The sequence below is a fragment of the Streptomyces sp. NPDC054863 genome, assembly GCF_053610825.1.
This window is the reverse complement of the sequence record NZ_JBSGZD010000072.1, coordinates 18,580-30,630: the sequence shown is the minus strand read 5'-3', so window position 1 is coordinate 30,630 and position 12,051 is coordinate 18,580. Positions and strand designations below refer to the sequence as shown.

At 72.7% G+C, this 12,051-nt stretch carries 10 protein-coding genes; 5 read left to right on the top strand and 5 right to left on the bottom strand.

Features of this window, described 5'->3' with window-relative positions:
* The first annotated feature begins 119 nt into the window (after positions 1-119).
* The 5 genes from ACWGIG_RS16080 to ACWGIG_RS16060 all read left to right on the top strand — a co-directional run bounded on the left by ACWGIG_RS16080 (position 120) and on the right by ACWGIG_RS16060 (position 5,761).
* A complete protein-coding gene (locus tag ACWGIG_RS16080; protein WP_453322212.1) occupies positions 120-587 on the top strand; it encodes a hypothetical protein in 468 nt (155 codons plus the stop codon).
* Positions 588-648: 61 nt separating this feature from the next.
* On the top strand, positions 649-1,341 hold the full coding sequence (locus ACWGIG_RS16075; protein WP_453322211.1) for a PadR family transcriptional regulator: 693 nt from the start codon (positions 649-651) through the stop codon (positions 1,339-1,341).
* 108 nt (positions 1,342-1,449) lie between these two features.
* Positions 1,450-2,259, top strand: a complete 810-nt coding sequence (locus ACWGIG_RS16070) for an ABC transporter ATP-binding protein (RefSeq protein ID WP_453322210.1) — start codon at positions 1,450-1,452, stop codon at positions 2,257-2,259.
* The gene (locus ACWGIG_RS16065) at positions 2,256-5,123 is read left to right on the top strand and encodes an FtsX-like permease family protein (RefSeq protein WP_453322209.1); all 2,868 of its coding nucleotides are present in this window, start codon (positions 2,256-2,258) and stop codon (positions 5,121-5,123) included. Before ACWGIG_RS16070 ends, ACWGIG_RS16065 begins: the two co-directional genes overlap by 4 nt.
* 164 nt (positions 5,124-5,287) lie before the next feature.
* Entirely contained in the window at positions 5,288-5,761 is a 474-nt protein-coding gene (locus tag ACWGIG_RS16060; protein WP_453322214.1) for a bacterial proteasome activator family protein, read from the top strand.
* 69 nt (positions 5,762-5,830) lie between these two features.
* On the opposite strand, the gene ACWGIG_RS16055 is transcribed toward ACWGIG_RS16060, so the two are convergent.
* The 5 genes from ACWGIG_RS16055 to ACWGIG_RS16035 all read right to left on the bottom strand — a co-directional run bounded on the left by ACWGIG_RS16055 (position 5,831) and on the right by ACWGIG_RS16035 (position 12,048).
* Complete coding sequence (locus ACWGIG_RS16055; RefSeq protein ID WP_453322208.1) at positions 5,831-6,811, bottom strand: NAD(P)H-quinone oxidoreductase; 981 nt, start codon at positions 6,809-6,811, stop codon at positions 5,831-5,833.
* A gap of 88 nt (positions 6,812-6,899) precedes the next feature.
* A complete protein-coding gene (locus tag ACWGIG_RS16050; protein ID WP_453322207.1) occupies positions 6,900-8,006 on the bottom strand; it encodes a potassium channel family protein in 1,107 nt (368 codons plus the stop codon).
* Positions 8,007-8,037: 31 nt separating this feature from the next.
* A complete protein-coding gene (locus tag ACWGIG_RS16045) occupies positions 8,038-9,468 on the bottom strand; it encodes a molybdopterin molybdotransferase MoeA (protein ID WP_453322206.1) in 1,431 nt (476 codons plus the stop codon).
* On the bottom strand, positions 9,465-10,433 hold the full coding sequence (locus ACWGIG_RS16040; RefSeq protein WP_453322205.1) for an NTP transferase domain-containing protein: 969 nt from the start codon (positions 10,431-10,433) through the stop codon (positions 9,465-9,467). Before ACWGIG_RS16040 ends, ACWGIG_RS16045 begins: the two co-directional genes overlap by 4 nt.
* Positions 10,434-10,581: 148 nt before the next feature.
* The gene (locus ACWGIG_RS16035; protein ID WP_453322213.1) at positions 10,582-12,048 is read right to left on the bottom strand and encodes a dihydrolipoamide acetyltransferase family protein; all 1,467 of its coding nucleotides are present in this window, start codon (positions 12,046-12,048) and stop codon (positions 10,582-10,584) included.
* Positions 12,049-12,051: the final 3 nt, after the last annotated feature.

Here is a 12,051-nt window from a genome sequence, read left to right as displayed (position 1 = left end):
GCCGTCCCCTTGCCCGTCCCCTTGCCGCGTCCGTATGGCTCGATCCGCGTGCCCGCTTTGTTGCCGTATGTGACGCTGAGTCCGATGGCTCGGCGGTTCCGGACGGGAGGCGGTCGCCCATGGCTCCAAGGCTCCGTGCACAGGTCGCCGCTCTCGCGGCGACGGCTTCGCTGGGGATCACCGTTTCGCTGGGGATGTACGCCCCGTCGTACGCGGCACCGCCCGCCCCGGCCGACTCCCCGGCCCCTCCCGCCCCCTCGGACCCACCGGTGGCCGTGGACCGGTTCGACGGGCGTCTCGCCGGACGGCGGGCCGGGGTCGGGCGGGTCCGTCCCGGGCGGACGCCACAGCCGGAAGCACTGCGGCCGGTCGCGGCGTACGTACCGGTGGCCCCGCCCGCCCAACGACCGCCGGCCGCCACGCCCCGTACCCCCGAACCTGCACGTGGGACGCGCGCCCCCACCTCTCTGCGGCAGGCCTCCCCGCGCCCCTACCTGCTGAACGTCCGGGCGCTGCCGCTGGGAACCGGAATCGTCCTGGTGGGGCTCGGGCTGGGGTTCCTGGGGATGCGGCTGCGCCGCTGGTAGACGGCCCGTCAGCCGCGGGCGAGACTTGCCAGGAGGTCCATACTCGGTATACATACTCAGTATGTCGATCCGCCACGGGCTCCTCGCCCTACTCGAACAGGGCCCCCGGTACGGCTCCCAGCTGCGTACCGAATTCGAGTCCAGGACCGGCGCCACCTGGCCGCTGAACGTCGGGCAGGTCTACACGACGCTCAGCCGCCTGGAGCGCGACGGCATGGTCGCCCCGGACGGCGACGACGACGCGGGGCATCCGCTGTACGCGATCACCGACGCCGGACGCGACGAACTGCACCAGTGGTTCGAGCGGCCCGTCGACCGCACCAGCCCGCCCCGCGACGAACTCGCCATCAAGCTCGCCATGGCCGTCGGCGCACCCGGCGTCGACATCCGGGCCGTCATCCAGTCCCAGCGGCACGCCACGCTGAAAGCCATGCAGGACTACACCCGGCTCAAGGCCCAGGCCCTGGTCGCGGTGGAGTCGGGCAGCGCTCGGAGCGACCTCCTGGCCAACCCCGGAGGCCGCGACGACATGGCCTGGCTGCTCGTACTGGAGCAGCTGATCTTCCAGACCGAGGCCGAGGCGCGCTGGCTCGACCACTCCGAGTCCCGGCTCGTCCGGCTCTCCGCATCGGCCGCGCGGGGAGCCACTCCGCCGGCGGCCGACACACCGAGGTCCACCAGCGCTCCCGCGTCCTCGGACGCCCGGGAGGCTTCGGTCACCCCGGTGCCACGGCACCGGGCAGGACGGCGCTGACCCCGCACACCGCACGCTTCCCGCCCGGCGCCCCGCGCTGACCCCGCACACCGCTCCTTTCCCGCCCGGCGCCCCGCGTCCGCGGCCTTCTCAGGGGGACCCACACTCATGTCCGACCAGTCCCAGCTGCCTCATCAGTCCCAACAGCATCAGCAGTCCCAGCGACCCGTGCTGCAGCTGGAGCAACTGACCCGGGTGCACGGCAGCGGCGCCACCGAGGTGCACGCCCTGCGCGGCGTGAACCTCTCCGTCTTCCCCGGCGAACTCGTCGCCGTCATGGGCCCCTCCGGGTCCGGCAAGTCCACCCTGCTCACCATCGCGGGCGGCCTCGACCTCCCCACCTCGGGGCGGGTCGTCGTCGAGGGCACCGACATCACGCAGGCCGGCCGCAAGGAGCTCGCCGCCCTGCGGCGCCGCAGCATCGGCTACGTCTTCCAGGACTACAACCTCATCCCGGCACTGACCGCCGCCGAGAACGTGTCGCTGCCGCGCGAGCTCGACGGGACGTCCGCCCGCAAGGCCCGCGTCTCCGCACTCGCCGCCCTGGAGGAGATGAACCTCGGCCACCTCGCCGACCGGTTCCCCGACGAGATGTCCGGCGGCCAGCAGCAGCGCGTCGCCATCGCCCGCGCCCTGGTCGGCGACCGCCGCCTGGTCCTCGCGGACGAGCCGACCGGCGCCCTCGACTCCGAGACCGGCGAGTCCGTGCTCGCCCTGCTCCGCGCACGCTGCGAGGCGGGCGCGGCCGGCATCCTCGTCACCCACGAGCCGCGCTTCGCGGCCTGGGCGGACCGGGTGGTCTTCCTGCGCGACGGCTCCGTGGTCGACGAGACGATACGCACCGAGGCCGACTCCCTCCTCACCGTCGCCGGTGCGGCCGGGAACACCGGTACGGCCGGGCAGGCGGGCGCCAAGTGAACGGCTGGTACCACTCCTGGCTCGCGGCGATCCGCATAGCCCGCCGCGACGCCTGGCGCTCCAAGGGCCGCAGCATCCTGGTCCTCTCCATGATCGCCCTGCCCATCCTCGGCGTGAGCGCCGTCGACGTGACGCTGCGCAGCGCCGAACTCACCGCCGCCGACCGGATGGACCGCGAGCTCGGCTCGGCCGACGCCCGGTTGCAGGACGGCGGCTTCGGCGGCACGGCCATCGAACAGACCCCCGAGATCGGGGTCGCGGGCCGCAGCGACGTCCAGCCGGTCGGCGGCTGGGACGCCTACCAGAACAAGCCCATCCCCGAGGGGAACACCGACCTCAAGAAGGCCGTCCCCGCAGGCGCCAAGACCCTCCCCGACAGCAAGGGCAGCACCCGGATCCGCACCGCGCACGGGCTGCTCACCACCGAGATCCGTGAGCTGAAGGCCGCCGACCCGCTGGCGAAGGGAATCCTGACCCTCGACGAGGGACGGTTCCCCGAGAAGGCCGGCGAGATCGCCGCGACCACGCACTTCCTCGAAGCGGGCGGACTCTCCGTCGGCTCCAAGGTCAAGGCCCGTTCCCTCGACACCGAATTCACGGTCGTCGGCGCCTACGAACTGGCCGACCAGCTGAACACGGACCAGATCAACGCCCTGCCCGGCACCTTCTTCGCCCCGCTGAACAAGGCCCTCGAAGCCCAGGGTCTGGAGACCACCGGGGGCGACACCTCGTACCTGGTGAGTACCGGCGGCGAAGGTTTCACGTGGAACATGGTCAAGGAGTCCAACGCCAAGGGCGTCTCCGTGGTCTCCCGCGCGGTCGCGCTGAACCCGCCCGCCGACTCCGAAGTGCCGTACTACCAGCAGCACGGACGGGACAAGGACTCCGGCAGCGACGCCGCAGCCCTCGCGGCAGCCGCCACCGTCGTCGGGCTCGCCCTCCTGGAGATCTGCCTGCTCGCGGGCCCCGCCTTCGCGGTGGGCGCCAGGCGTTCCCGCCGCCAGCTCGGCCTGGTCGGCGCCAACGGCGGCGACCGCCGCCACATCCGGGCCATCGTCCTGTCCGGCGGCCTGGTCATCGGCGTCACCGCGGCCGTCATCGGCACCGTGCTCGGCATCGCCCTCACCCTGGCACTCCAGCCCGTCCTGGAGAGCCAGCTCGGCAAGCGCTTCGGCGACTTCAGCCTGCGCCCCCTGGAACTCCTCGCCATCGCCCTGCTCGCCGTGTTCACCGGTCTGATGGCGGCGATCGTGCCCGCGATCACCGCGTCCCGGCAGCCCGTCCTGGCCTCCCTCACCGGGCGGCGCGGGGTCCGCAAGGCCAACCGGGTACTGCCGGTCCTCGGCCTGATCGCCGTCCTGCTCGGCGCGGCGATCGCGCTGTACGGGACGACGGCCAGCGACAGCGTCCTCCTCGTCGGAGGCGGCAGCGCCATCGCCGAGCTGGGTGTGGTCGCCCTGACCCCGGTCCTGGTCGGACTGTTCGGGCGGATCGGCGGCTGGCTGCCGCTCTCCCCGCGGCTCGCCCTGCGCGACTCCGTACGCAACCGGGGCCGCACGGCTCCCGCGGTCGCCGCGGTACTGGCCGCCGTCGCCGGCACGGTCGCGGTGTCCACGTACGCCGCCAGCAACGACGCCAAGATGCGCGCCGAGTACCGGGCGGACCTTCCGTACGCCAGCGGTTCGACGACGTCCGGCGAGGGCGGCGGGCGCGACCTGCCCGCCATGCGGTCGGCAGTGCAGGCGAACATGCCGCTCGAAGTGCTCGCCGACGTCCAGCGCATCGTCCTCGGCAGCAAGAACTGCACCGAGTACAGCGACGACAAGAAGTGCGGCCAGTTCGAGATCGTCGTGCCCAAGGCCAACCGCTGCCCGCTCTACGAAGGCACCGAGGGCCCCGAACGCTTCCCGGTCGAGGAACGCCGCAAGCTCGCCAAGGACTGGCGCTGCGCGGGGGCCGTCATCTACGGCGGCAACGTACCCGGCACCAACGGCGTGACCATCGGTGACGAGAAGCTGCTGAAGGTCCTGGGCATCACCGACCCCGGTGTGACCGCCGCCCTCAAGCAGGGCAAGGCCATCAACTTCAGCCGGGCGAGCGTCGTCGACGGGAAGACCGGCATCAAGCTGATCACCGACCACAAGAAGGCCGACGAGGCCAGGGCCGCCAACAAGGAGGCACCGGGCGAGATCCGCAACCTGCCCGTGCACCTGGCGCCGAAGTCCGTCAACGCGTACGGCATGCAGCTCCTGGTGCCGCCCACGCTGGCCAGGTCCGCCGGGTTCACCACCGTTCCGTACGGGCTGGTCTACTCGCTGTCCTCGCTGCCCACCAGCGAGCAGACGCAGGCGCTGAACGGGGCCTTCGACAAGATCGGCATCGAGCAGCCGCCGTACACCGAGTCCGGATACAGCGGCAAGACCGGCATCGTGCTGCTGGCCCTGACGGTATTCGCCGGACTGGTCACCATCGGTGCGGCCGGCATCGCCACCGGCCTCGCCCAGGCGGACGCCGAAGCCGACCTGAAGACCCTCGCCGCGGTCGGCGCACCGCCCCGGGTACGCCGCACCCTCAGCGGGTTCCAGTGCGGGACGGTCGCCCTGATGGGCGTGGTCCTCGGCTCGTTGGCCGGGGTGCTGCCCGCGATCGCGCTGGTGCTCAGCGAGCAGCGGAGATCCGAGGCCAGCGCGCAGGAGGCGCTGGACTCGGGCTGGGGCCCCGGCATGATGTCGTCCGAGTTCCCCATCGTCGTCCCGTGGGAGACCCTGGCGGCGCTCCTGATCGCCGTCCCCGTCGGCGCGGCACTCCTCGCCGCTCTTGTCACCCGCTCCCGGGGCGCGCTCGCCCGGCGTGCGGAGGCCTGACCCGGCAGCTCGCGCAAGCTGTGCCCCCGTACGAAGGTGGATCACCTAAGTGCGGGGGCACACCCACTTGTGATGCAGGTGTACGAGACAATGGCGGCATGGAAATGCCGAGGAGTGAACGGTCGCAGGAGAGCCCCCAGGTCCTGGTCGTCGGGCAGGACGGAATGGCGCTCGGCGGCGGTGACAACGAGTCGCGCGAGGTGCCAGTGACGGACATGGTGGAACAGCCCGCGAAGGTCATGCGGATCGGCAGCATGATCAAGCAACTCCTGGAGGAAGTCCGCGCGGCTCCTCTGGACGAGGCGAGCCGGGTGCGGCTCAAGGACATTCACGCCAGCTCGGTGAAGGAGCTGGAGGACGGGCTCGCCCCCGAGCTCGTCGAGGAACTGGAGCGCCTGTCACTGCCGTTCACCGAGGAGGCCATTCCGTCCGAGGCGGAACTGCGCATCGCGCAGGCCCAGCTGGTGGGCTGGCTCGAAGGGCTCTTCCACGGCATCCAGACCGCGCTGTTCGCCCAGCAGATGGCGGCACGCGCACAGCTGGAGCAGATGCGCCGAGCCCTGCCGCCGGGTTCCTCGCACGAGGACGACGAGGACGACGGCCACCAGGCGGCGCGTACGGGCGGTCCGTACCTGTAGGTCCGCAGGAGTCGTACGGCGAGGGGCCCGGTTCCGTGCGGAACCGGGCCCCTCGCCGTGTGCTGCCGCTCAGTTCACGGTGAGCAGGATCTTGCCGATGTGACTGCCCTCGTCCAGCGCCTTGTGCCCCTCGGACGCCTGGTCCATCGGGAAGACCCGGTCGACCACCGGACGCACCCGCCCGGCCGCGACCATCGGCCACACGTGCTCGCGCACCGCCGCCACGATCGCCGCCTTCTCACCCGGCGGGCGGCCACGCAGCGACGTCGCGGTGATCGCTGCCCGCTTGCGCAGCAGGGCGTTGAGGTTGATCTCGCCCTTCACACCGCCCTGCAGACCGATGATCGCGAGACGGCCGCTGGTGGCGAGCGCCTTCACGTTCTGGTCGAGGTACTTGGCGCCGATGATGTCGAGGATGACGTCCGCGCCCTTCCCGTCGGTGGCCTTGCGCAGCTCCTGCACGAAGTCCTGCTCGCGGTAGTCGATGAGGATGTCCGCCCCCAGCTCCGCGCAGCGCTCCAGCTTCTCCGGTCCGCCCGCCGTGACGGCGACCCGCGCACCGATCGTCTTGGCCAGCTGGATCGCCATGGTGCCGATGCCGCTCGCACCACCGTGCACCAGCAGGGTCTCGCCCGGACGCAGGTGAGCGATCATGAAGACGTTCGACCAGACCGTCGCCGCCACCTCGGGCAGCGCGGCGGCCGTCACCAGGTCCACGCCGTCCGGCACGGGCAGCAACTGCCCGGCGGGGACGGCGACCTTCTGCGCGTACCCGCCGCCGGAGAGCAGCGCACACACCTCGTCGCCGACGGCCCAGCCGTGCACCCCGGCGCCCAGCGCCACGATCCGGCCGGAGCACTCCAGGCCCGGGTAGCGGGACGCACCGGGCGGTGGGTCGTAGAAGCCCTGCCGCTGGAGCAGGTCGGCGCGGTTGACGGCGCTCGCGGCGACCTCGACGAGGACCTCGCCCTCGTTCGGGACGGGGTCGGGGACCTCCGCCCAGACGAGAGCGTCGGGGCCACCGGGTTCAGGGATCGTGATCGCATGCATGGCGGCGAGGCTACCCCCGGTCCCTGTGATCAGTCGGAAGACCCTTGCGAAGAGCCTTCCGAAGAGTCACGGGGACCCGGTTTCCGCCCTACTCGGCCGAGGTGACGCGTACGCTGTGGGACCCCTCGGAGCCCGGCGACGCCCGTACGATCGCGATGACCCGGTCGGTGAGCTGGAGCGGGCTGGCCTTCGGGTCGTCGTAACCGAGCAGCCGGTGCCCGCGCAGCACGCTGACCACCAGGTCCTCGGTCTCCCTGACGTGTCTGCCGACCTCGCTCTTTATGACCGGGCGCTCGATCAGGTCCAGGCCCGAACCCTGCTGGATCAGGTCCTCCATCACGGTGCCCGCGCTCGGGCTGAGCACGGAGAGGCCGAGCAGCCGGCCCGCCGCGCTCGCACTGGTGATGACCGCGTCCGCACCGGACTGGCGCAGCAGCGGCGCGTTCTCCTCCTCGCGGACCGCGGCGACGATCTTCGCGCCCCGGTTGAGCTGGCGGGCGGTGAGGGTGACCAGCACCGCCGTGTCGTCGCGCTGGGTGGCGATCACGATCTGGCGGGCCCGCTGGAGCTCGGCCCGCAGCAGGACGTCGCTGCGCGTCGCGTCGCCCACCACACCGGTCAGCCCCTCCGCGTTGCAGGTCTCGATGACCTTGGCGCTCGGGTCGACGACGACGATCTGGTCCTTCTTCAGCCCGGTCGCGATGAGGGTCTGCATCGCGGACCTGCCCTTCGTCCCGTACCCGATGACGACAGTGTGGTCTCGCAACTGGGACCTCCAGCGATTCAGCCGGAACTCTTCGCGGGTCCGCTCGGTGAGGACTTCGAGAGTGGTGCCGACCAGGATGATCAGGAAAAGGACCCGCAGCGGCGTCACGAGCAGCACATTAATAAGCCGCGCGCCGTCGCTGTACGGGACGATGTCGCCGTACCCCGTGGTGGAGAGGGTGACGGTCGAGTAGTAGATGGCGTCGAGGAGATCCACGCCGCCGTCGGAGTTGTCGTGGTAGCCGTCGCGGTCGATCCACACGATGAAGACGGTCACCGCGAGCACCAGAAGCGCCATCATGAGCCGCCTGGTGACCTGCCGCAGCGGGCGCTGCACGATGTGCTTGGGCAGCTTCACCGGGGCGGTCGTCAGATGCTCGTCCGCGCCTCGCGCCATCGCGTCATGGCCGGGCAGTTTCACGTGAAACATCCTTCCGTGCGGACCAGTTGTTCCGGGTGTTTCACGTGAAACATCCTTCCGCCCAGGGCAGGTCGAGGATTTCCAGCTCGTCGCCGGCCCGTGCGCCACCGGGCGGTACGACGGCCAGTCCGTCGGCGGCGGCGATCCCGCGCAGCATCGCGGGGCCGTTGTAGCGCAGCGGTACGGCATGGTCCGCGCCTGCGGGGCTGGTGCGGTGGGTGACGGGCACGAGCCGGGTCGAGACGGGGTGGCCCGGGATCTCGTCACGGACCGGCGCGCGGTACGGCTCGGGGGCCGGCCGGTGGGCGAGCGCCCGCAGCAGGGGTTCGGCCAGCGTCAGCAGTCCGGACACGGCGGCGAGCGGGTTCCCGGGCAGCCCCACCAGGTGGGTGTCGGGGGCGAGGCGGGCCAGCAGCATGGGGTGGCCGGGGCGTACTTCCACACCGTCGACGAGGATTTCGGCGCCGGTGGCGGCGGCCTTCGCGAGGAACGGCCGGACGTGGTCGACGGGTCCCGCGGCAGTACCGCCCGTGGTGACGACGACGTCCGCCTCGGAGCCGAGTACCGCCTTGCGCAGTGCCTCCGGATCGTCGCCCAGGCACCGGGTGTCCAGGACCTCGGCGCCCAGGGCACGCAGCCACGGCGCGAGGAGCGGGCCGAGCGCGTCGCGGACCATGCCGTCGTGGGGCAGCCCGCCGGTCAGCAACTCGTCGCCAAGGACGAGCACTTCGACCGTGGGCCTGGGGACCGTCAGCAGTGCGTCGTAACCGGCGGCAGCGGCGAGACCGAGGACGGCCGGGGTGACCACGGATCCGGCGGGCAGCAGGTGGTCGCCGGTGCGGCACTCCTGGCCGCGCGAGCGGATGTCCTGACCGGGGATCACCTCGCGCTGGGCGTACAGCCGCAGCTTGTCCTCGTCGGCGCGGGCGTGCTCGCTGCGGATGACGGCGGTCGCCTCGGCGGGAATGCGGGCACCGGTGGCGATGCGTACCGCTTCGCCGTCGGTCAGCGGGTCGGGGGCGGCGCGGCCCGCGAGGATGCCCGCGCCCTCGTGGAAGGACCAGGGCCCCGGCCCTGCGACGGCCCAGCCGTCCATGGCGGAGGTGTCGAAGGACGGCAGGTCGGTGAGTGCTTCGAGGGGCTCGGCGAGTACCTGTCCGAGCGCCTGGCCGAGGGGTACGCGACGGGGACGGACCGGGGCGGTGCGCCCGGCGCGGGCGGCGGTGGCGCGGGCCTCGGGCCAGGGAACGGCGGGGGGATGTGCGGGGGCGGACTGCACGGAGGCGGACTGCGCGGAGGCGGCCGGGGCGGTACAGGCGCCGGGTCCGTGGTCCGCGCGGGCCGGGGCTTCGGCGGCAGGGGACTCGGCAGCGGGTGTTTCGGCAGCAGGTGCGGGGACGGCGGGCTGCTCGCGGCTGACCAGGGCGAGGGCCTGGTCGATTCCGTCGATCTCGTGGTCGGTGTCGCTCATGCGGGTCCGTCCCCGTCCACGGAGGTCCCCTTGGAGGTCTCTGCGGGGGTGGTCCCTTTGGGGGTCTCTGCGGGGGTCCCCTTGGGGGCTTCTGCGGAGGTCTCCGTGGAGGTTTCGGTGGAGGTCTCCGCCGCCCACCGGGCCGCGAGGGCGGTGGCCTTGCGGGCGGCTTCGGCGACGGCCTCGGAGCCCTCGCCTCCGGCCCGGCCGGCCGCGTACCCGACCAGGAACGTCGTCAGAGGGGCGGCGGGTCGGGCGACGCCGTGCGCGGCATCGCGCGCGAGGTCGAGGAGGAGGGGGGTGTCGACGGCGAGGTCGAGGCCGAGTTCGTCCTTGACTGCGGTGATCCATTCATCCAGCACGTGCCCATGCTCCCTGATGCGGGCACGGGCTGCTGCGATGTTCTCCCAGGTGTCGCAGTCGAAGGAGGCCAGGGGGGCGGCCGTGGTCACGCGGGCGAGGGCGAGTTCGGCGGTGAGCAGGCGCAGCGGGAGACCGGCCGGGGACCCGTACTGGGTGGCCAGCAGGGCCAGTTCGCGGCGCAGCGGCTCCGCACGGTAGGCGGCGACGAGGGGCTGGTCGCGCCCCTCGGCATCGACGAGCAGCGCGGCTTCCGCATGCGGATCCGACTCCAGCGTGGCGACGAGCGTGTCCACCGTCGCCCGGTCGATGAACGGCAGGTCGACCGAGAGCACGACGACGAGCGCGGCCCGGGTCTCCCGCACCCCGGCGGCGAGTGCGGCGAGCGGCCCGCCGCCCGGCGGCTCCTCGCGCGTCCGGACCACCGGCCGTGCGGTGGCGCGGCGGCCCCCGACGACCACGGTGGCCCCTGCCCCGTCACAGGCCGTCAGCACGCGGTCGAGCAGGGGCCGTCCGCCGACCCGCACGGCGGCCTTGTCCACCCCGCCGAGCCGCCTGCCGGCCCCGCCTGCCAGCACGACGGCGTCATACGCATGGGCACTCATGCCCCGAGTATGTACGGGCCGTCGGCTCGGCCGACGGCGAGGGGGGCCGCCGGGAGCCGGAGCGCGCGAGCCGCCCGGAGCGCCGGAGCCGCGCCCGGCACCTCACCGGAACCGCGCCCGACGCCTCACCGGAACCGCGCCCGACGCCTCAGAGGGTGCGCAGCAGCAGCGCCGGGTGCTCCACACAGTCGGCGACGTACCGCAGGAAGCCCCCGGCGGTTCCGCCGTCGCAGACCCGGTGGTCGAAGGTCAGCGACAGCTGGACGACCTGGCGTACCGCCAACTCCCCTTCGTGCACCCACGGCTTGGGCACGATGCGGCCGACACCGAGCATCGCGGCCTCCGGGTGGTTGATGATCGGCGTGGAGCCGTCGACCCCGAACACGCCGTAGTTGTTCAGCGTGAAGGTGCCACCGGTGAGCTGGGCCGGGGTGAGCCGGCCCGTCCTGGCCGCCTCGGTCAGCCGTACGAGCTCCTCGCCCAGCGACTCCACGTTGCGGGTGTGGGCGTCGCGGACGACCGGGACGACGAGGCCGCGCTCGGTCTGGGCGGCGAATCCGAGGTGCACCTCGGGCAGCCGGACGATCTCCCGGGCCTCGGTGTCCACGGTGGAGTTGAGCTCCGGGAAGCGGGCGAGGGCCGCCGCGCAGATCCGGGCGAGCAGCGCCAGGACCGACACCTTGGGGCCGCTTCCCACGCTGTTCATCGCCGTACGGGCCGCCATCAGCTCCGTCGCGTCGGCGTCCACCCAGCAGGTCGCGTCCGGTATCTCGCGGCGGCTGCGGGACAGCTTGTCGGCGACGGCGCCGCGCACGCCCTTGAGGGGGAGACGCTCGGCGGTCGCGGCAGCAGCGGCTGGCGCGGAGGCCCGGGCGGGGGCGGGCTCCGGCTGCCGGAGCGCCCGCTCCACGTCGGTGCGCAGGATGAGCCCCTCGGGCCCCGACCCGTCCAGCTGCCGCAGATCGAGGCCGTTCTCACGCGCCAGCCTGCGGACGAGAGGAGAGATCACCGGCACGGGCCCGGCGGGCGGACCGGGCGGCACGCCCACAGTGGCAGCGGGTGTCGCCGGGGCGACGGGAGTCACTGAGGAGGCGGGTGTGGCCGCCCTCGCCGTCACCGCACCGTGGGCGCTCGTGGCACTCGTGGCACTCGTGGCGTTCGTGGCGTTCATGGGGCTCGTGGCGCTCGTGGCGCTCGTGGCGCTCGTGGCGCCCTGCGCCGCAGGCCGCACCCGGCGGCGGCGTGCTGCCGGAGCGGTGGTGCCGTACCCGACCAGGACGTTCCCCGACCCGGAATCGCCGTCACCGGCACCGGTGCCTGCGCCTGTACCGGCACCGCGCTCGGCGGGCCCCGGGTCACCCTCCGACGCCTCCGCTCCGACCGCCACCGTCAACAGCGGGGATCCGACCGGCAGTTCCGTGCCCTCCTCGCCGAAGCGGGCCGTGACCACGCCTCCGTACGGGCACGGCACCTCGACCATCGCCTTGGCCGTCTCGACCTCGACCACCGGCTGGTCGACGGCGACGACGTCGCCCACCTCGACCAGCCAGCGCACGATCTCCGCCTCGGTCAGACCCTCTCCGAGGTCGGGGAGCTTGAACTCCAGGCTCGCCATTCC

What these genes read in the sequence shown, in the direction of transcription:
- ACWGIG_RS16060 (WP_453322214.1), top strand. Translation starts at nt 5,288, where the DNA reads ATGGCGCTCGGCGGCGGTGACAACGAGTCGCGCGAGGTGCCAGTGACG.
- ACWGIG_RS16070 (WP_453322210.1), top strand. Translation starts at nt 1,450, where the DNA reads ATGTCCGACCAGTCCCAGCTGCCTCATCAGTCCCAACAGCATCAGCAG.
- ACWGIG_RS16075 (WP_453322211.1), top strand. Translation starts at nt 649, where the DNA reads ATGTCGATCCGCCACGGGCTCCTCGCCCTACTCGAACAGGGCCCCCGG.
- ACWGIG_RS16035 (WP_453322213.1), bottom strand. Translation starts at nt 12,048, where the DNA reads ATGGCGAGCCTGGAGTTCAAGCTCCCCGACCTCGGAGAGGGTCTGACC.
- ACWGIG_RS16050 (WP_453322207.1), bottom strand. Translation starts at nt 8,006, where the DNA reads ATGTTTCACGTGAAACTGCCCGGCCATGACGCGATGGCGCGAGGCGCG.
- ACWGIG_RS16045 (WP_453322206.1), bottom strand. Translation starts at nt 9,468, where the DNA reads ATGAGCGACACCGACCACGAGATCGACGGAATCGACCAGGCCCTCGCC.
- ACWGIG_RS16080 (WP_453322212.1), top strand. Translation starts at nt 120, where the DNA reads ATGGCTCCAAGGCTCCGTGCACAGGTCGCCGCTCTCGCGGCGACGGCT.
- ACWGIG_RS16055 (WP_453322208.1), bottom strand. Translation starts at nt 6,811, where the DNA reads ATGCATGCGATCACGATCCCTGAACCCGGTGGCCCCGACGCTCTCGTC.
- ACWGIG_RS16040 (WP_453322205.1), bottom strand. Translation starts at nt 10,433, where the DNA reads ATGAGTGCCCATGCGTATGACGCCGTCGTGCTGGCAGGCGGGGCCGGC.